Origin of the sequence: Giesbergeria sinuosa (assembly GCF_042652905.1) — a bacterium.
GTDB lineage: Bacteria > Pseudomonadota > Gammaproteobacteria > Burkholderiales > Burkholderiaceae_C > Simplicispira > Simplicispira sinuosa.
This window is the reverse complement of record NZ_JBHSHJ010000001.1, coordinates 72,310-93,098: the sequence shown is the minus strand read 5'-3', so window position 1 is coordinate 93,098 and position 20,789 is coordinate 72,310. Positions and strand designations below refer to the sequence as shown.

The following is a 20,789-nucleotide window of genomic DNA, read 5'->3' as shown; positions in this document are numbered from 1 at the left end:
ATCGCACTGGTGCTCAGCGCATTGGTGCCCGCACTGCTCAAGGCCGCCAACTGGTCACTGCTGAGGTAGCTCAACTGCAGCGTCGACAGCCCCCGGATTTGGCCGGTCGTCAATTGCGCCACATCCTGTGTCTCCAGCGCCCGGATTTGATCCGAGCTGCTCCAAGCGGCCAGTTGCGCGCTGCTCAGCCCCACAATCTGCGCCGTGCCCAAGGAGGCAATCGCCCCCGTGCCCAACGCCTTGATAAAGGCGGTGCTCAAGCGCGCAATGCTGCCCGACTCCAGCGTCGCCAACTGGCTGGTGGTCAAGCCCAAGGCCTGGTTGCTGCCCAGCCCCGCCAGCTGCCCCGTGCCCAACACATTGAAGTCCGCCGGCTCCAAGGCCGCGATTTGGGCGCTGCTCAAGGCGCGCAACTGCGCCGTGCTCAAGCCCGTGACATTGGCCGTGCTCAAGGTCGCCAGCTGGGCCGTGGTCAAGCCCAGCACCCCGGCGCTGCTCAAGGCCCCCACCTGCGCCGTGCTCAGCGCCGCAAAGGCATCGCTGTGCAGCTGCGCTACCTGCGCGCTGCTCAAAACACGCAGTTGTGCCGTACCCAGCTTAGCCACATCTTCTGCGTCCAACACAGCCACTTGATCAGTGGTCAACGCCAGCACTTGCGTTGTACTTAAATTAGCCGCCTGCAATGTAGTCAGGCCAGGGAGGGCATCGGCACTTAAAGCACGAATTTGGCTACTGTTCAACACCCTCAAGTGGCTGGTGGTAATCCCAGGAATCTGCACCGAAGTCAACACGGCAAAATCCACCAGATCCAATGCCATGATCTGTGCCGTGCTCATGCCCGCAATCGCTGCAGATGTCAGCACAGGCACCTGCACCGTACTCAACTCCTGGATCTGTGCCGTGGACAAACTCTGAATATCAGCAGCACCGAACGTGGAAAGTATCTCAGTCGATAGGTTGGAAATATAAGACATGGTAGCCCCCTAGGCACAAGCGGTTCCGCACAGGCGAAGGCTACAGCATGGTAGTCTTGGCGCAGAATGGGTAAAAAACAGACGCAGATTACTCTGCTTTATACAACAGAAACAAAAACTACCCAATAAACAACCCAACCATGTGATTGGTTGGTGTATAGAGACCAGAGAATCGATTGAGATGGTCAATGGCTGTGCAGAAGTGTTCGCTTTTATTTATCCCACAAGTCTAGGTATCACTGCCCGGTGATTTTTCCCATAGGGCTGAGCTACTAAAACTTTCGGCTACATTAGCCGCCATGAGCGTTGCCTATAGCCACTCCACCGTGCAATGTCTGACGGTGGTTGCCCAGCACCACGGCATTCAGGCCCTGCCTGAGCGCCTGATCCATGAATATGCCTTGCCGGCCAGCGAACCTGATGATGCTCTGCTGCGCCGCATGGCCGGTGACATTGGCTTGAAGGCCAAAACCGTACAAACCAACTGGAGCAGCTTAGTACAGTTTCAGGGCGTGTTTCCCATGTTGGCACGCAAGCACGATGGTCATTCACTCATCATTGCCGGGGTAGAGACAGATCCTGCTGATCAACAACGCAAGGTCGCCGTACTAGATCCACAAGATCCGTCCCGGCGTGTGCGACTGTTCAGTGAGGCCGAATTAACCCCTCTGTGGTCAGGCACCTTGGTGCTGCTCAAACGCCAATACGCATGGTTAGATGCTGACCAGCCGTTTGGCCTGCGCTGGTTCATCCCCGAGATTTTTCGCCAACGCAAAGCCTTCCGTGATATCGCAATCGCTGCCATCATGCTACAACTGCTGGGGCTGGGAATGCCCGTCTTTTCGCAGTTGGTGATTGACAAAGTCTTGGTACACCAAAGCTATTCCACCCTCACCGTGTTGGCTGTAGCGATTGTGGGCGTCATGCTGTTTGAGGCAATTTTCAGTTTTGCCCGCCAGTACCTGCTCTTGCACGCTACCAATGTGATCGATGTGCGGCTGTCCAAACGCACCTTCAGCCATCTGCTGGCCTTGCCGATCGACTATTTTGAGAGCCACACCGCCGGGGTGATTGCCCGGCACATGCAGCAAGTACAGTCGATTCGCAACTTTCTGACCGGGCAACTGTTCTTCACGGCACTAGACTCCATTGGGCTGATTTTGTTCATCCCGTTGCTGGCCTCGTACAGCGTCAAATTGGCACTGGTAGTGTTTGGTTTTTCGCTGCTCATGGCCTTGGTGGTGTTGGCACTGATTCGCCCTTTCAATCGACGTTTACAAGCCCTGTACAACGCCGAAGGCACGCGCCAATCCATGCTGATCGAGACCATCCACGGCATGCGTACTGTCAAATCGCTGGCGATTGAGCCTAAACAGCGCAAAGTCTGGGAGCAACGCACCGCCACCACCATCCAAATGCACTTTGGTGTGGGGCGTATGTCGCTCACCGCTGCCACGGTCACCAACCTGCTAGAGAAGCTGATGATGGTCAGCATCATCACCATTGGTGCCATGGATGTGTTCAGCTTGGAATTGACGGTGGGTGGCTTGATTGCGTTCCAGATGCTGTCCAATCGCGTGGTGGGGCCATTGGTGCAAATTGTCGGTTTGGTACACCAATACCAAGAAACTGCCTTGTCGGTGAAGATGTTGGGCGAAGTGATGAACCACCCGCCCGAACGTAAATCCTCTGGTGGCCTGCGCCCCACCCTGAAAGGGCAAATCAGCCTTGATGGTGTCACCTTTCGCTATCCGGGTGCTGCCATGACAGCCCTCGATCGTATTCAAATGGACATTACGCCCGGCACAGTGGTGGGCGTGGTTGGGCGCAGCGGCTCGGGCAAAAGTACCTTTACCCGTTTGATCCAAGGTCTGTATCCAGTCCAAGAAGGGGTAATTCGCTTTGACGGCATCGACATCCGCGAGATTGACTTAGCCCACCTGCGCCGCAGCATTGGCGTGGTGCTACAAGACAACTTTATGTTCCGGGGCACAGTACGCGAGAACATCGCTATGGCCCGCCCCGATGCCAGCTTCGAGCTGATTGTGGCTGCTGCGCAAGCCGCTGGGGCCGATGAATTTATTGAGCGCCTGCCCCAAGGCTACGACACCCTGTTAGAAGAAAACGCTTCTAACCTCTCCGGCGGCCAACGCCAACGCTTGGCTATTGCCCGCGCACTGCTACCAGCGCCGCGCATTCTGATTTTGGATGAAGCCTCCAGCGCCCTAGACCCCGAAAGCGAAGCCATTTTTATCCGCAATTTGGGCCGGATTGCGGCTGGGCGTACCGTCATTATCGTCAGCCACCGCTTATCCACCTTGGTACATTCGGATCAAATTTTTGTTTTTGAACGGGGCCGTCTTGCCGATGCTGGCCGCCACGATGCACTGCTGGGCCGTTGCGAACCCTATACACAACTATGGAACCAACAAACCAGCCACATGTAAGCCCAAGCACGCCCGCACCCCCTTCCCCCGCCGTGCGGGATTGGACGGTGGCTTTTTTGCCCGATGCCGAAGCCCTAGAAAAAACGCCACCACCCGGTGGCATGTCGGCCACCATCTATATCCTGTTCGGCTTGATGGTCGCAGCCATCGTCTGGGCCAGTGTGTTTGAAGTCGATCAAATCGTCACTGCACGGGGCAAACTGGTCACGGCGCAACCCAATACGGTACTGCAACCGCTAGAAACTGCCCAAATTGCTACGCTGCATGTGCAGCCAGGACAAATCGTGCAAAAAGGGCAGGTGCTGGCTGTGCTAGACCCCACCTTCATCCATGCAGATTTAGCCCAATCACAAGACCGCTTCAAAAGCCTAGAAGCCCAAGTGCAACGTATGGAGCGCGAGCAAGCAGGACTCAAAAACGGCTCCACCACCGCGCCTCCTGCCAGCCAAAATCCAGACGAACTATTGCAATGGCGTTTACAAAACGAACGCTTAGCCAGCTACCGCGCCCGACTGTCGCGCTTGGATGAAAGCATCGACCGCGCCAAGGCTGCCATGGTGACAAACAGCCATGACATACAGAGCCTAACGGCGCGGGTGCAATCTCTGCGTGATATTGAGGCCATGAACGAAAAGCTCACGGCGCAACAATTCCAATCCAACATGAAACTGCTGGAAAGCCGCGAACGCCGCCAAGAAGTAGAGCGCGAACTCATCAGCACCCGCAACCGGGGTATTGAACTGAGCAAAGAACTGGCTGGAGCCGAAGCCGAAAAAGATGCTTTTATTCGAGAATGGCAACAAAAGGCCACCGAAGAACTGGTCACTGTGCGACGCGAACGCGATGCTGTGGCCGAACAACTGAAAAAGGTAGAACGCCGCAGCCGCATGATTGAGCTGACGGCCCCCCACGATGCTGTGGTGCAAGAAGTAGCCGCCCGCTCCACCGGATCGATTATCCGAGAAGCCGAGCCACTCATTACCCTCGTGCCCTTGGGCGAAACGTTGCAAGCTGAAATGCAAATCACAGCCCAAGATGTAGGCTATGTGAAACTGCAAGACCCTGTCCGACTAAAGATAGATGCATTTCCCTTCCAAAAACATGGCCTGATTCATGGCACTTTAGAGAAACTGGGCCAAGATGCTTTCACCAAAGACAACCTGAGTGGCCAAGCCAGTAGCCCCTACTATTTGGGCCGGGCCACATTGCAAAAAAATGAATTGCGCAATTTACCCCGAAATGCACCCTTGATTCCGGGCATGTCGCTGAGTGCCGAAATTGTGGTAGGCAAGCGCACCGTGATGTCTTATGTCATGTACCCAGTAATGCGTGGGCTGGATGAAGCTATTCGAGAGCCTTAAGCTATTAGATTATTAACAGATACATCCATAAAAATGACAAGCACCAGCATTCCTGTTATTACGGTCTCATACAACACACCAGAATTGCTTGATAATTTATTATCAACATTTCGAGAAAAATATCCACACAATCCATTTTATGTGATAGATGGATCTGACGAAGAAAATTTAGCAAAAGTCAAAACAATTGTTGCCAAATTCAATAATGTCTTTTTGACAGCTTTTGGCTACAACATCCACCACGGGCCAGGAATGGCTTGGGCCATTAACAATTTACCACTTACGGGGCCAACCCTCTTTTTAGACTCAGATATAGAAATTGTTCGCGCAGGATTTATTGAAAATCTGCTAGAACTATTAAAACCCAATATGTATGGCGTTGGTGCTGTAGGCTGCATTAACCGTGAAGGCTTCAATGTGGATGAATCTCCAGATGGCATCCAATACTTACATCCTATTTGCATGCTTTGCAACATAGAGGTGGTAAAACAATGGCCTTTACCCATCAAGCATGGTGCACCCATGACGGAAACCATGTTGGCCTTGCACGATAGTGGAATGTCTAATCTGCTAAAAAATGTTCCGTGGGTGATGAACGACATCTCTTCTGGCAATCCAAGAATTTTTATCGATCATAAAGGACAAGGCACTGTTTTTAAAACAGGCGGCTACCATTTAGAAGAATGGATGGAAAAACTACAACAAAAGACAAGCTCACCAAACGATCCACCGATTGATCTCGAGAATTATAATAAGAGTTTGCTATCTGTTATTCCAAATTACTGCCGCCACATCACTGAAATTGGCTGCCAATCTGGTGCATTGGCAGCAGCCTATAAAAATCTGTATCCCCAATCCTTCTATCAATCTATTGCTTTCGACGAAGAATCTGCACAAAAAAGCCGATCGCACTGTGATAAGGTTTTGACGGTTGATATCGACTCTGTTGGCAGTGAATTTTTTTCAAAATTCTCCACCACAGATTGCTGGGTGATTGATGGTGCTCTTGAAAATCTAAAAGATCCGTGGACATTACTAAAGAAAATATCCCACATCTTGCCTCCCCACGGAGTGATCGTTGCATCTATTTTCAATAGTCAATATTGGGGTATCCAGGCAAAAATCAATGCTGGCGAATTAAAATATGAAGACAATGGATTGATAAATCGAAGCCATTTGCGCTGGTTTAGTCGGGCAAGTATGTTAGAGATGTTTGCCCAAGCAGGGCTACAAATCGCGCATGGTCATGCTGTCATGATGAATGATCCATTGACTGAAAAAATAACCCCTGCCATTCGTTTCATGGCAGAAGCTCTGGGCCAAGATCCTGAATTAGCGGTCAGTGATGCTCTGCCTTTGCAATACATTATTCAAGCAACTTCTTCTGTGGATCAATCATGAAAGCCGTCATTCTTGCAGGTGGTTTAGGCACACGCATTTCCGAAGAAACCCATTTAAAACCCAAGCCCATGATAGAAATTGGTGGTAAGCCTATTTTATGGCATATCATGAAAATCTATTCTCACTATGGAATCAACGATTTCATCATTTGTTGTGGCTACAAAGGTTATTTAATCAAAGAGTATTTTGCAAATTACTTTTTGCACATGTCAGATGTAACCTTTGACATGAACACCAATAGTATGCAAGTCCACCAGCGCCATGCTGAACCGTGGAAAGTCACTTTGGTGGATACCGGGGAAAATACCATGACGGGTGGGCGTATCAAACGTGTTGCACCTTATTTGGACGGGGATGAATCTTTTTGCCTGACCTATGGTGATGGTGTGGGAGATGTAGATATCGCTGCACTCCTGGCTTTTCACCAACAACATGGGCTACAAGCCACACTGACCGCCACCCATCCTCCAGCACGGTTTGGTGCGCTCGACCTTGAAAGCGACCACCGCGTCCGCTCTTTCAAAGAAAAGCCCAAGGGCGATGGCAGCATGGTCAATGGTGGTTTTTTTGTACTGCATCCCTCCGTATTGGATTTAATTACCAACGATGAGACCGTTTGGGAAAAAGATCCTTTAGAAAATCTGGCTGAGCGTGGTCAATTGGCAGCTTACCAGCACCAAGGTTTTTGGCAGCCGATGGACACTTTGCGCGATAAAACCCACTTGGAACAGCTCTGGAGCAGTGGCCAAGCGCCGTGGAAAGTGTGGTCATGAACACCGAGTTTTGGCGGGGGCGGCGGGTTTTTCTCACCGGCCACACCGGTTTTAAAGGAGGTTGGCTGTCATTGTGGCTGCAACATGCAGGAGCCCAAGTAACCGGGTTTGCGCTTGCACCATCCACCCAGCCTAACCTGTTTACCGAGGCGCGCGTTGCTGACGGCATGCACTCTTTTTTGGGTGATATTCGTGATTTAGCAGCGTTAGAAGCTGTGATGGTGCCAGCCCAACCCGAAGTGGTCATCCACATGGCAGCGCAGCCATTGGTGCGCTACAGCTACCAAAATCCAGTTGAAACCTACGCCACCAATGTGATGGGCACGGTTCATGTTTTAGAGGTCGTGCGTAAAATTCCCAGTGTGAAAGCAGTATTGGTTATTACGACCGACAAATGCTACGAAAACCGCGAGTGGGATTGGGGCTATCGAGAAAACGAGCCTATGGGGGGCTACGACCCTTACAGCAACAGCAAGGGCTGTGCCGAGTTGGTCTGTGCCGCTTACCGTAGTTCTTTTTTTAACCCCAATGACTACGCACGACACGGCGTAGGCTTGGCTACAGCCCGTGCAGGCAATGTGATTGGTGGCGGTGATTGGTCTGCTGATCGGTTAGTGCCTGACATCTTGCGGGCATGGACACAAGGCCAGCCCGTGCATATTCGCAACCCACACGCTATCCGCCCTTGGCAGCATGTGTTAGAGCCATTGCGTGGTTATCTCAGCTTGGCAGAAAAGCTCTTTCACGATGGCCCCAGCTACAGCCAAGGCTGGAACTTTGGCCCCAGTGATGACGATGCCCAATCGGTAGGTGCGATTGTGGAACAAATGGCTACGCTATGGGGGCCAACGGCACAGTGGGCACACGACCCAAGCCCACAACCCCATGAAGCCCATTACCTGAAGTTGGATATTTCTAAAGCCCGCAATCAGCTTTTGTGGCATCCTGTTTTGCGCTTGACGCAGGCGCTGCAACAAACGGTAGCCTGGGCAAGTCAGCACCAAGCCGGGACTGATATGCGAGCTGCCACGCTGGCACAAATTCAAAGCTATCAAGCCCAAATACAGAGTTAAGCAACAATATGGACAACGCCAAAACCCAAGCTTTGCGCGGACAAATTGCCCAACTGGTCAATGAATATGCCACCCTCACCCTGGGCCCACAGCCTTTTCTGGCAGGAGCCACCGTTGTGCCGCCTTCGGGCAAGTTGCTAGGTACACAAGAGCTGCAATACATGGTAGATGCGGCACTGGATGGCTGGTTGACCACTGGGCGCTTTAACGCCGAGTTTGAAAAGAAGTTGGCTGCGTTTATTGGCGTCAAGCACCTTATCACGGTCAACTCTGGCTCATCAGCCAACTTAGTGGCTTTCAACACCTTAACCTCCCCCAAGCTGGGCGCACGGGCCATCCAAAAAGGCGATGAGGTCATTGGCGTAGCAGCTGGCTTTCCAACTACGGTCAATCCTATCCTCCAATTTGGTGCTGTACCCGTGTTTGTGGATGTGGATGTACTGACCCATAACATTGATGCCAGTCAAATTGAAGCAGCGATTAGCCCCAAGACCAAGGCCATCATGTTGGCACATTCTTTGGGCAATCCATTTAATTTGGATGTAGTCACAGCCCTGTGCAAAAAATACAACCTTTGGCTAGTAGAAGATTGCTGTGATGCACTGGGCTCCACCTACCGTGGACAAATGGTTGGAACCTTTGGTGATATTGCCACCTTGAGCTTTTATCCAGCCCACCATATCACTATGGGAGAAGGCGGCGCCGTTTTTACCAACAACGAAGAGCTCAAAACCATTGCCGAGAGCTTTCGGGATTGGGGCCGCGATTGTTATTGCCCCCCAGGGCGAGACAACACCTGTGGCAGGCGCTTTTGTCAAAAGTTGGGGGATTTGCCCAAGGGGTATGATCACAAGTATACCTATAGCCATTTAGGTTATAACTTGAAAATTACCGATATGCAGGCTGCTTGTGGCCTCGCGCAGTTAGAAAAGGCAAATGCCTTTATTCAAGCACGCAAAGACAATTTTGCATTTTTGCATGAGCGCCTCCAAGATTGCCAAGAGTTTGTCAATTTGCCCCAAGCCACAGAACATGCAGACCCCTCTTGGTTTGGTTTTCCAATCACGCTCAAAGAAAATTGCCCAGTCTCTCGCATTGATTTGCTTACCTATTTAGACCAAAACAAAATTGGTACACGCCTTCTTTTTGCAGGTAACCTAACCCGCCAACCTTATATGGCTGGGGCTCACTACCGTATTAGCGGAACATTGGTCAACACAGACAATGTTATGAACAACACCTTCTGGATTGGCGTACAACCTTCACTCACACCAGACATGTTGGAATTTGTTGCTCGTAAAATCGAGAGCTATTTGGGTGTTCATTTTTGATGGTCAGTACCGCTTTACGTGCAACGTGGGATGCTGACGTTGCAGCTATTGCAGCACAAGATCTGCCGTGGCAACAACTGTCAGGCGCACGAGTCTTGGTCACGGGTGCCGGTGGCTTTTTGGGAGGGTATTTAGCACGCACACTGCTAGGTTTACACGCTTTAGGCAAAGTCGATGCACCTGTGCAGGTGGTTGGTATGGTACGCAATGCTGAACGTGCCCAAACCCGTCTTTCTGATCTATTCAGCTCGCCACACTTTAGCCCGCTTGTCTGGGACTTGAACACCCTAGGAGTCCCTGACACTGGGCCTCTCAACTATGTACTGCACGCTGCCAGCCAAGCCAGTCCACGCTTTTACGGCAGTGACCCTATCGGTACGCTGCTGCCCAACACGATTGGCACGGCCGCTCTGCTAGAGGCACTGCGCCGAAGTCCCACACCACAGGGCTTCTTATTTGTGAGCAGCTCTGAGGTTTACGGTAGCGTCATCGGTGATACCACGCTGACAGAAACCAGCTACGGCAGCGTTGATCCAGCCACAGTTCGCGCCTGTTATGCAGAAAGCAAGCGCATGGGTGAAACCATGTGTTTGGCCTGGCACCAACAGCATGGCATTCCAACCTTTATCGCTCGTCCATTTCACACCTACGGGCCAGGTTTACAAGCCAACGATGGACGTGTTTTTGCTGACTTTGTATTTAACGTGCTGCGCGGTGAAAACATTGTGATGCACAGCGATGGCAGCGCACGGCGGGCTTTTTGCTATGCCACAGATGCCATTAGTGGTTTTTTTAGCATACTCCTGCAAGGTACGCCCACACAAGCTTATAACGTAGCCAACCCCGCAGGAGAACTTTCCGTCATGGAACTAGCGGAGTTGCTGGTTGGTCTTTATCCTGAGAAACAACTGGCGGTCGATCGCCGCCACACACCTCAAACACCAGGTTATATTCCCAGCGCCTATAGCCGCCTGATACCCGATGTCACAAAACTCCAATCCTTAGGATGGACTGCCCAAATCACTCCCGAAACCGGATTCCGGCGCATGATAGAGGCCTATAAATGATGAACCCCACACTAGCGGTATTAAAACAACAATTCCAAACAGGGGCACTGTCCAAGCCGGATTTTATACATGCTGCATTGCAAAGGCATAAAACGCTTTTTGAATATGTAGACATTACCCGTAGTACTGATGTCAAAGAGATTGTAATTGCTGCAGATGGCGTCTCATTTGTGCTGGGCGAAGAGCGTATCCGGCTTTATTGTCCCGATAATGAAGCTCGGGTAGCACCGATAGAAGTCATGAACTTCAACCACTACGAACCCGTTGAGACCCAAGTGATGGATTTGCTGGCAGCCAATGCTCGCACTATCCTTGATGTGGGTGCCAATATTGGTTTATACGCCATCCGATTTGCCAAACGCTTGGCCCAAGCACATATTTATGCTTTTGAACCTATGCCTACCAGTTACGCCTTTTTACAGCGTAATGTAGCAGCTAATCAAGTAGGCTCACAAATCAGTTGCTTCAATTATGGCCTGTCTGATAGCAGTGGTACGGTAAATTTTTATATTTCCCCTGCAGCAAGTACCAATGCCTCCTTGCTCAATGTCGCTGATGCACAAGATGCACAGCAAGTAGTGGGCCTCACGTTGACTCTTGATCAGTGGACGGCTAACCAAAAAGTGGCGCCAGATTTTATCAAATGCGATGTTGAAGGGGCTGAACTTTTAGTGTTTCGGGGTGGATGCAGCACTTTAACCCAATACCAACCTATGGTTTTTGCCGAACTATTGCGTAAATGGTCTAAGCCGTTTGGTTACCACCCTAACGATATGTTGTCTTTTTTTGCTGATTTAGACTATCAATGCTTTGCTGTAGGTGATACAGGCATACACCGTATTACTGAAGTCACTGACCATACGCGTGAAACCAACTATGCTTTTCTGCACAGCCACAAGCACGCTGACATCATTCAAAATCTGATGACTCTCTGTTGTGACTGATACCATAGAACTCGCTCGCCATATCCGCATCCATGCACTGCACATGGTGCATCGCGCCAAGGCCTCACATATTGCCAGTGCTTTATCTATCTCTGATATTGTGGCAGTACTTTATGGGAAAGTATTGCACATAAATCCAGCAGAGCCTAACTTCATTGATCGTGATAGATTTATCCTTAGCAAAGGGCATGCTTGTGTCGCTGTATATGCAGCATTGGCAGAATGTGGTTTTTTAAAAACTGAGGATTTGTTGACATACGGTCAAGAAAATTCTGTTTTAATGAACCATATAAGCCATAAAGTCCCTGGTGTGGAATTTTCTACTGGCTCACTAGGACACGGTTTACCCTTTGGCACAGGAAAGGCGTTAATAGCGCAACGCAGGCGTGCTCCATGGAGAACTTTTGTACTATTGAGCGATGGCGAATTAGCCGAAGGCAGTAATTGGGAAGCGATGCTATTTGCAGCCCACCATCACTTAGACAATTTAGTAGCCATTATTGATTACAACAAACTGCAAAGCCTTACTACTGTAGCCGATACACTCGGCATAGAACCACTGCATGATAAATTAACTGCTTTTGGCTGGAGTGTGCGCGAAGTAGATGGTCATAACCATGGCGCACTGATAGATGCACTCAATAACACGCCTTGGCAAAAAGGCAAGCCATCCATACTAATTGCCCATACAACCAAAGGAAAAGGCGTCAGTTATATGGAAAATAAAGTGGAATGGCATTACCGTACACCCAACATTGACCAACTGGCGCAAGCCTTGACTGAATTGCAATAAGAATCATCATGCGCAATGCCTTCATCGAAGAATTAGTTTATCTGGCCCATCAACATCCACATATTGCTCTCATAGTGGGTGATTTAGGTTATTCGGTGGTAGAGCCATTTGCTGATTCATTCCCAGATAGATTTATCAATGCAGGCGTAGCCGAACAGAATATGACAGGCCTAGCAGCCGGCATGGCATCAGAAGGCTATCATGTATTTACCTACTCTATTGCCAACTTCCCAACCTTCCGTTGTGCAGAGCAAATTCGCAACGACATTGATTATCACCAGCTACCAGTCACCGTAGTTTCTGTGGGTGGTGGATTAGCTTACGGTGCTTTAGGCTACTCGCATCATGCAGTTCAAGATTATGCCTTAATGCGATCTTTTCCAAATATGCTGATTGCAGCACCAGGCGATCCGATGGAAGTCCGGGCATGCATGCGCTATTTAATTCAGAATCCACAGCCATCTTATCTGCGTTTAGGCAAAGCGGGTGAGCCTTGCTTTCATACACAAGTACCGACAATTCATCCTGGAAGATGGTTAAGTGTTATTCAAGCTAAAGAAGCTATTGAAAAACCATCCACATTCTTAACCACTGGTGCCACCTTAGCCATTGCAGCAGAATGGTTAAAAAACACCCCTTATAAAAATCATAGCGTTCACTCATTGCCCCTCTGGGGCATGTCTAACAAATCAATGCAAGCAGCACAGTTTCATCCATTCTCTGCTGTTGAGTCTGTAGAAGATCATTTAATGGATGGAGGTTTTGGTTCTTGGCTCATGGAATCCGTAGTCACACACAAAGAATCCTTAACCAAATTAGATATTTATAGCTTATCAGCAGACGTTTGCAATTTAGTGGGCTCACAAACCCTACTTAATCAATATGGTGGATTGGTTCCCAAGAAAAAATAGGGCACATCTTTAATAAAATATTATTTTTAAATATGACTCACTATTCAGAACCATTTATCTCTATTTGCATTCCAACTTTTAATCGTGGTGAGTACCTTGATGCCACATTGAGGAGCATTACATCACAACAAGTTTTTTTGGAATCGAATGATTTTGAAATTGTGGTGACAGACAATTGCTCTACCGATGACACAGCAGTGATTGTAGAAGCATATCGGAGTCAATTTCCCGAAAAAATAACCTACTTTTGTCATCCAGAAAATGTTGGCCCAGAAGCCAATTTTCAGGCTGCACTAGCTTACGGGAAAGGAAAATACCTTAAGCTTCACAATGACAACTTAATGTTTCTCGATGGTAGCCTAGCAGAAATATTAAAAATTATACAAGCCACTCAAAATGAACGACCCGTTATTTTTTTCACAAATGGGAATAAAATATCAGGTGAATTATTCAGAATTTGCAATGGATTAGACGAATTTGTTCAATCAGTTTCGTTCTTTTCCACATGGATTGGTGGCTTTGGCTTATGGAAAGAGGATTTCTTAAAAATCCCCAACATTTTAGAACACGCCTCCTCAAGACTAATCCAAACACATATTATTTTTGATCAAATCGCGAGTAACAAGCGAGCCATTGTTTTTTATCAAAACTACTTTTCTGGGCAACCTACAGGCAAGAAAAGCGGTTACAACATTGCTGAAGTTTTCGGCAAAAATTATCTTGCCATATTAAAAAAGTATGTCTCAATCAACTTGCTAAGTCAAACCATTTATGACAATGAAAAACGTGACATATTAATTAATCACACACTGCCCTACTTTTTTGACTCTGGAAACAATTTTGACAAGAGCAATTTTTTCGAGCACATGATTGATTATAAAGATGATCTTTATTTTTACAAGGCACTTGAAGAATATCTACAAAATTTCTTGATATCTGGCTCTATTGCATCTACAAACAAACCTACCGAAACACCTTCATCACTAGAGGAACAATGGCGTTTATTGAACCCACACAATGAGACCATTTTAAATTTAAAAGGAATTCCAATTCTTGATAAAATCAAGGTTGGACGACGGAGTTATGGAGGATTGAACATATGGTCTTTCGGCAATCCACAGGAAGCTCTCACGATAGGTAATTTTGTCTCTATCGCTGATAATGTTCGATTCTTATTAGGTGGCAACCATCCACATACAGGCATTTCAACTTTTCCATTTAAAACCAAATATTTTGGAAATCTCGAAGCACAAACCAAAGGCCCCATTAATATTGGTGATGATGTATGGATTGGTGCTGATGCTTTGATACTTTCAGGCGTTACTATCGGGCAAGGAGCAGTGGTTGCTGCAGGGAGTATAGTGACCAAAGATGTGCCTCCTTATGCAATAGTTGCTGGAAATCCGGCCACTATCATTAAATATCGCTTTGATCACGCCATTATTGAAAAACTAGCTTCTTTTGATTTTTCAAAGTTAACCGACGAAAAAATCATCAATCTAGGATCAGCACTTCTCTATACAGAAATAACATCTGATTCCGTTGATACAATACTCAAGCAACTATCAGCTTCCTGACATAACTGCGCATAAAATCACCAAACACTCTTAGAAAAATCACTCCAAACTGCAAGGAAGTCACGTTCTGCAATAGCACTAGATGCTAAGAATTCATGCATGACTCGGCAAAATTCCTGCATATCTTTTTCTTCACTATAGTGCTGTAATATGAAAGCTGCAACCTTTAATATAGCCTGCGCACTCTGATCTTTTGTCAATTGCCCTATATTACGTGCAGCAATTGCCAACGCAATATAAGCCAAAAAAGCAGATTTCAGAGGTTTTCCCATTGGATCTGCTGAATGCTGCTGGGCACTTGTCCGAAATGCACCTAAAAACTCTTTAACATACCCTACAGGTGCATGCAACGATGATTTTAAAAATGCACCCAAATCTTCCAAACCAGCATAAGATATACCAGCCATCTGAGATTCTATGATTTCTTCTGCAACACTGGCGCGAAATGTAACATTTGAAAATTCACCCAACCAATTGGTATTATTTCCCACAGTGTGCAAGAACAATATAGCAGAGTTCAGCATAATCATGCTGTATGGATAATTTGCTACTGCCTCTGGCACAGGCAAATTGTCACTAATTGGCTGACCCGATTCCAATGCTGTCCAACGGCGACTGACCACACACGACAGGTGCCCTAGACGATGTGCTTCTAAATGCCGCTCATAAAATCTTGGGTAGATGATATCATCATCTAAGAGTATGTGAAAAAATTCAGTTTTATTTTCACCCTGCTGACAATATATATCAATTAAATTTCTAAAATTATTCCATGCTCCTTTACGTGGCCCATGCACTACCTGCACATTCAAATCAGCCACCAAAGTTCTAATAGGCTCCTGAGATAAGAAATTAAAAAAATCTTGGTTAGGACTATCATCCGAAAAGATGATCTTTTCTGGTTTGATCGTTTGGTGGCGCAAGGCCATCAATAATTCCAAGCAATATTGAAATTTATAAGCAGGAATAAGTGTGGTAATTGACATAAATTCAAGATAAATTTTTTCTAATCACATTTGCCACCATATCAACCTCATTTTCACTCAGATAAGGTGCTATTGGCAAACTTAACACTTGATTTTGCAATTTCTCAGATAGCTCTAATTTTGGCCACGTATTTTCTGCATAAGCTGCTTGTTGATGGCATGCAATAGGATAATGTACTAAATGGCCAATATTTGCCTCCGTCAATGCTGCTTGTAAGCGCGAACGTTGCTCACTACGGATCACCATAAGGTGCCATACAGGTTCAACACCATCCAATACTTTGGGCAATATTATGTCTGCATCTTGTAATTTATTCAAATACATTGCAGCCACCTGACGGCGCAATATATTATCTTTATCTAAATATTGCAATTTAACTCGCAATATAGCAGCTTGAATCTCATCTAATCTGGAATTAAACCCCGTAACTTCATGGTGATATTTAATAACAGAACCATAGTTACGTAATTTTCTTAACGCATTAGCCAACTGGTCATCATTGGTCGTAATCGCACCACCATCACCCAAAGCGCCTAAATTTTTTCCGGGGTAAAAACTAAATCCGGCTGCATCTCCCAAGCCTCCTACTCTTGTACCATGATAACGAGCACCATGTGCTTGTGCCGCATCCTCAATCACATAGATTTTATTTTTACTCGCTATGGCACGAATAGCATCCATATTTGCTGGTTGCCCATACAAATGAACAGCAATAATGGCTTTAGTTTGCTTCGTAATTGCTGCTTCGATCAATGAAGGATCAATATTATGGGTAAACTCTTCTGGCTCTACAGGCACAGGTATCGCGCCAGCATGGGTGACTGCTAACCAAGTGGCAATAAATGTGTTAGCGGGAACAATGACTTCATCACCTGGGCCTATACCATAAGCACGAAGTATCAAATGCAGTGCATCTAGCCCATTCGCTACCCCAATACAATGCTTCACCTCACAATAACTTGCAAATTCTTGTTCAAAGGCAGCAACTTGTTTCCCCAGAACATACCAACCGGAATCTAGTACCTGTGCAATTGCTGTACGTATTTCGGTATCATAAGGAGCATTCAATCGCTTGATATCCAAAAATTGAATCATTGGTCAATTCCTTTTGCCAATAAAAATTCTGAATAATTTCTGTAGTAGTCGTCTTCATCGTATTTATTAGAAGCAAGAACCATACAAACAGATCCAGAAGAAAAGTTATCCAACTCGCGCCATATCATAGAGCACACATATAACCCTTGATAGGAACGATTTAAATGATAACGTTTTTTTTGGCCTCCATCATCTAAAACCACATCAAAACTACCAGACATTGCAATGATCAATTGATGTAAATTTTTATGTGCATGACCACCACGCTCTGCACCGCCAGGAACATCATAGAGATAATAAACACGCTGAATATCGAAAGGGATGTGATTACCACCCTCAATGAAAGTTAAATTGCCTCTTGGGTCAGATATTTTTGGCAAATTAATGATTTTGCAGTGATCTAAGCTCATCATTTTCCTTTGCATTAACTATTCTTGCTGGATTTCCGATTACCAAGGATTGAGGTGGTACATTTTTCGTCACTACAGCCCCTGCACCTACTATAGCCCCTTCGCCAATATGGATGCCTGGCAAAATAGTAGCTCCAGCACCAATTGAAACATTATTCTCTATCACTATAGGCAAAAGCTTGAATGATTTATTACCACTACGAGGGTATTTATCATTTGTAAAGGTGACATTGGGGCCAATAAAAACATCATCACCAACACGCAATCCGTTCCAGAGTTGAACGCCACTTTTTATAGTGACACGATCTCCCACAACAACGTCGGATTCAATCAAACAATGGGAACAAATATTACATTCGCTTCCAATTTTTGCCCCCAAAAGAATAACCACAAATTGCCAAATGCGTGTTCCAGTACCTATATCCAAGGTCTGAACATCAGCCAAATGATGAATGAATTTATTATTCAAAATAACACCAAAATTTAATTTGCGATCAGAATAAAAGACTTTTCTATGTCTTCCACCAATTTTGGTATGTTAAATAAATTGCTTTCCAATCGATATTCTTGCAAATAGCGTCGATAGCTTGCCAGTCGACGTGGATTGCTACCTAATTGCACCGCTTTTTCTTCGTATTCAGCCAAACTATAAGTGATTAAATCTGGCAGTCCTGCCGCTGTTAACAGGCTGCCACACATACGAGATATATAGCTACGCCCAGAATAAGTTAAGATAGGCGTCCCCATCCATAAAATATCATTGGCGGTGGTGCCTGCATTATAAGGATGGGTATCTAAGAACAAATCTGGCAGTTGCAAACGCGCCATATATTCTTGTGGCATAGCACGACCAGAAAAAATCAACCTTTCTACTTCAATACCATGACGCTGTGCTTCTTTTCTGATATTTTGCTCAGCCCAATTATTATCAGCCAGTAGCCACAATACACTTTCTGGGACACGTTGCAGAATCCTCATCCATGTTGCCACTACTTCTTGTGTAAATTTATAATTGTTATTGAAGGAGGCAAATACCACTTTATCTTCCGGCAAGCCACAATCTGCACGGGATAGAGCTGGCCCAACACTGCGCTGACGATCGCTGACCTGATAGCAATGCGGTACTCGCAAAGGTTTTTCAGTCATAAAAGGTTCGAGCTCTGGCGGAAAAACAAATGGATCGGCCAGAATATAATCTATAGCAGGCATACCACAGGTAGCCGGCAAACCCAAGTAACTCACTTGTACCGATGCTGGACGCTGGGCCAAAATATTAGGCCGTGCCCCAGAGGTTAGCCCTTGCAAATCAACCAAAATATCAATGCCACAAGCAGCAATCAATTGTGCTGCAGCTTCATCATCTAAATGTCCAATACGGATATGATGATCAAAGGCCCGGATAATACGCTCACGCAATGGGGAGCCGTCTTCACGCGACCAACAAAAACCGAAAACTTCAAATTTTTCACGGTCGTGCAGTTCAAACAACTCTACCGTCAATAAGCCAACAGCGTGCATACACAAGTCACCAGAGAGGTAACCAATGCGAATTCGCTCGCTGGGAGCACGTTGCCGAGCTGAGCGCCGAGGCACGGTGGCCCGTACCTTGGCATGGACAAATTCACGCGCGGCCAACAATTGCACTGCCGGATCATCGTGCAGTGCCAGGGCGGCCAATGCCGAGGTAGACAACAACTGCTGGTTGACACCAATGACACCCAACGGTTGATAAATGGGCCAAGCGCATTGTTTCTGCCGAATATGGATGTAATGCTGCAATGGTGCAGACTGCTCAGGATCAATTTCTAGGCTTTGGGCCAAATACTGTGCAGCTTCTTCAAAACGACGTTCGGATTCTAGAATTCGACCTAAGTTGTTCAGGGCATGCAGTTGCAGGGCTTGTTCTGGTTGTGCGGTCTGCTCTAGGCTTTGCAAAACCAACTGCCACTGGGCGATGGCTTCGGCGACTGCCCCCTGGCTTTCCAATTGGTGCCCCAGATTAAGCCGTGCTTGCAAAAACTGCGGGTTGAGTTGCAAAGCTTCTTGGTAAGCGGCTTGGGCTTCTGAGGTACGACCTGCACTGGCCAACAATACCCCCAAGTTAAACCATGCCACCAAGCGCAAAGGATCGGTCTGTCCCAACAACCAATGTTGGTACAGGGCAATGGCCTGCTCGGGCTGCTTTTGCTGTTGCAGGGCATCGGCTTGGGCCATCAAGTCATGGAGAGGAAGCGAAGATACAGACATAGGCCATCACTGCCAAGAAAAATACCATGAAAAACGGGCCGTCCCTCTCAAGAAACGGCCCGTGATATGCCAGCTACTCTGTGGGTGTAGCTGACTTCATCGCTCAGAGAGCAGCTTACTTGCTACCCTTGAGCGTTTCTGTCGAGGCCAATGCCTGCAACAACGAAGGTTGCTGCATCCCCGGCCCAGACAATGACCCCACCAGATTGGTACCCATGTCAACGCCCGATCCGGTCGAAGCAATGGATCGTTGGTAGTAATTTGCCAATGGGGTGAGCAACGATGAGGACGCAGACACTGGATTGGCCTGTGGTACCACACCGACCAGTTCCTCTGCTGCACCGTTGCGCCGTGGCAACTCCAAGGCTGCTGTCGCACTGCTGCCGCTACCACCTTCGAGGTAGCTGCCCAAGGATTCTGTGAGACCACTGACAGAGCTACGCAAGCTGTCATCGGCCACGGCCCCTTGGCTAAACCAGACGTCTACCAAATCACGCTGGGTGCCATCAGTGGTTTCATACGACGATACCAAGCCCAACAAGTTGCCGTTATCGGTTTGTGTAGATGCTTGGGCATCCAGATGCAGCGCAGCCACTCCTGCCTCTTGCAGACTGAGCAACTCACCAGCACCTGTTTGACCATTGCCGTCAGTGTCCTTCCAGACAGCCAACTCAGCAAAGGCGGCATCTTCTGACGAAATGCGACCATCGCCATTGCTGTCGAGGGCGCGCAATGCGACAAACCCATCGACCGCCGTCACACCGGGGCTAAGTTCAGTGGCAGTACCAAACAGTTCACGACCGTCACTGATAGAGCCATCCTTATTCAGGTCACGCACAAGCAGACCATCATCAGACGATACCCAGCCGGTTTGGCGCAGCAGACCGTCAGTGCCCAAAGCAAACTGCACGCCTTGTGCCACCGCCACTGTGCGCACACCGTCACCATTCAGATCCAACACCAATGGCGAAGCCATGCTGGTGAATGCGGCAGTTTGTATGGATGTCATACCCACCGTACTCATAGCCGCATGTTGACCTGGACTGAGTGCCCCAATGGCTCCAGTGCTTAAGCTGGCTACTTGGGCCGTGGTCAGATTTTTGATCTGACCTGTAGTCAAGCCTGACACCTGATCCGTTGCAAGGGCTTTGATGGTGGCAGTGGTCAGCGCCCGCACAAAGGCGGTCGTGAGTTTGCTGATTTCTGCCGTATCCAAGGTAACAAACTGGCCTGTCGTCAGGCCCGGCGCTTGTACCGAGTTCAAAGCGGCCAGCTGGCCTGTGCCCAAGGCCGCAAAGTCTTGCGTTTGCAAGGCCCGCAGTTGGTTGCTGCTCAGCGCCGCGATTTGACCCGTGGTCAGCGCCTTCACTTGGTCGCTGCCCAGCGCCACGATTTGCA

General features: G+C 47.8%; 16 protein-coding genes and 2 pseudogenes. 11 read left to right on the top strand and 7 right to left on the bottom strand.

Annotated elements, in window-relative coordinates; all coding sequences use genetic code 11:
• Positions 1-974: pseudogene (locus ACFO6X_RS00385) on the bottom strand (iron-regulated protein frpC); the annotation flags it as partial.
• Between the two features lie 299 nt (positions 975-1,273).
• On the opposite strand from ACFO6X_RS00385, the gene ACFO6X_RS00380 reads away from it, so the two are divergent.
• Genes ACFO6X_RS00380 through ACFO6X_RS00330 form a run of 11 tightly spaced genes read left to right on the top strand, consistent with a single transcriptional unit; the run spans position 1,274 to position 14,652 of the window.
• Complete coding sequence (locus tag ACFO6X_RS00380; protein ID WP_382428929.1) at positions 1,274-3,421, top strand: peptidase domain-containing ABC transporter; 2,148 nt, start codon at positions 1,274-1,276, stop codon at positions 3,419-3,421.
• A 32-nt stretch (positions 3,422-3,453) separates the two neighbouring features.
• A complete protein-coding gene (locus tag ACFO6X_RS00375; protein ID WP_382428927.1) occupies positions 3,454-4,782 on the top strand; it encodes an HlyD family type I secretion periplasmic adaptor subunit in 1,329 nt (442 codons plus the stop codon).
• 33 nt (positions 4,783-4,815) lie between these two features.
• Entirely contained in the window at positions 4,816-6,183 is a 1,368-nt protein-coding gene (locus tag ACFO6X_RS00370) for a methyltransferase domain-containing protein (RefSeq protein WP_382428925.1), read from the top strand.
• Positions 6,180-6,956, top strand: coding sequence for a glucose-1-phosphate cytidylyltransferase (gene rfbF, locus ACFO6X_RS00365; RefSeq protein ID WP_382428923.1), 777 nt, complete (start codon positions 6,180-6,182; stop codon positions 6,954-6,956). Before ACFO6X_RS00370 ends, rfbF begins: the two co-directional genes overlap by 4 nt.
• Complete coding sequence (rfbG, locus tag ACFO6X_RS00360; protein WP_382428921.1) at positions 6,953-8,029, top strand: CDP-glucose 4,6-dehydratase; 1,077 nt, start codon at positions 6,953-6,955, stop codon at positions 8,027-8,029. Before rfbF ends, rfbG begins: the two co-directional genes overlap by 4 nt.
• An 8-nt stretch (positions 8,030-8,037) precedes the next feature.
• Entirely contained in the window at positions 8,038-9,360 is a 1,323-nt protein-coding gene (gene rfbH / locus ACFO6X_RS00355) for a lipopolysaccharide biosynthesis protein RfbH (RefSeq protein ID WP_382428919.1), read from the top strand.
• Positions 9,360-10,427, top strand: a complete 1,068-nt coding sequence (locus ACFO6X_RS00350; protein ID WP_382428917.1) for an NAD-dependent epimerase/dehydratase family protein — start codon at positions 9,360-9,362, stop codon at positions 10,425-10,427. The genes rfbH and ACFO6X_RS00350 overlap by 1 nt, the downstream gene beginning before the upstream one ends.
• The gene (locus tag ACFO6X_RS00345; RefSeq protein WP_382428915.1) at positions 10,424-11,371 is read left to right on the top strand and encodes an FkbM family methyltransferase; all 948 of its coding nucleotides are present in this window, start codon (positions 10,424-10,426) and stop codon (positions 11,369-11,371) included. Before ACFO6X_RS00350 ends, ACFO6X_RS00345 begins: the two co-directional genes overlap by 4 nt.
• Positions 11,364-12,164, top strand: a complete 801-nt coding sequence (locus tag ACFO6X_RS00340) for a transketolase (RefSeq protein ID WP_382428913.1) — start codon at positions 11,364-11,366, stop codon at positions 12,162-12,164. Before ACFO6X_RS00345 ends, ACFO6X_RS00340 begins: the two co-directional genes overlap by 8 nt.
• 8 nt (positions 12,165-12,172) lie before the next feature.
• On the top strand, positions 12,173-13,075 hold the full coding sequence (locus ACFO6X_RS00335; RefSeq protein ID WP_382428911.1) for a transketolase family protein: 903 nt from the start codon (positions 12,173-12,175) through the stop codon (positions 13,073-13,075).
• Positions 13,076-13,107: 32 nt separating this feature from the next.
• On the top strand, positions 13,108-14,652 hold the full coding sequence (locus tag ACFO6X_RS00330; RefSeq protein WP_382428909.1) for a glycosyltransferase: 1,545 nt from the start codon (positions 13,108-13,110) through the stop codon (positions 14,650-14,652).
• A 17-nt stretch (positions 14,653-14,669) separates the two neighbouring features.
• Here ACFO6X_RS00330 and ACFO6X_RS00325 read toward each other — a convergent pair whose 3' ends face one another.
• The 6 genes and pseudogenes from ACFO6X_RS00325 to ACFO6X_RS00300 all read right to left on the bottom strand — a co-directional run.
• Positions 14,670-15,581: a hypothetical protein gene (locus tag ACFO6X_RS00325; RefSeq protein ID WP_382428907.1), complete on the bottom strand. Its 912-nt coding sequence runs from the start codon at positions 15,579-15,581 to the stop codon at positions 14,670-14,672.
• A gap of 61 nt (positions 15,582-15,642) precedes the next feature.
• A complete protein-coding gene (locus tag ACFO6X_RS00320; RefSeq protein ID WP_382428905.1) occupies positions 15,643-16,734 on the bottom strand; it encodes a DegT/DnrJ/EryC1/StrS family aminotransferase in 1,092 nt (363 codons plus the stop codon).
• Positions 16,731-17,144, bottom strand: coding sequence for a sugar 3,4-ketoisomerase (locus tag ACFO6X_RS00315; RefSeq protein ID WP_382428903.1), 414 nt, complete (start codon positions 17,142-17,144; stop codon positions 16,731-16,733). The genes ACFO6X_RS00320 and ACFO6X_RS00315 overlap by 4 nt, the downstream gene beginning before the upstream one ends.
• On the bottom strand, positions 17,116-17,613 hold the full coding sequence (locus tag ACFO6X_RS00310) for an acyltransferase (RefSeq protein WP_382428901.1): 498 nt from the start codon (positions 17,611-17,613) through the stop codon (positions 17,116-17,118). The genes ACFO6X_RS00315 and ACFO6X_RS00310 overlap by 29 nt, the downstream gene beginning before the upstream one ends.
• Positions 17,614-17,627: 14 nt before the next feature.
• The gene (locus ACFO6X_RS00305; RefSeq protein ID WP_382428899.1) at positions 17,628-19,358 is read right to left on the bottom strand and encodes an O-linked N-acetylglucosamine transferase, SPINDLY family protein; all 1,731 of its coding nucleotides are present in this window, start codon (positions 19,356-19,358) and stop codon (positions 17,628-17,630) included.
• A gap of 148 nt (positions 19,359-19,506) precedes the next feature.
• A pseudogene (locus ACFO6X_RS00300) lies at positions 19,507-20,789 on the bottom strand (heme utilization protein); the annotation flags it as partial.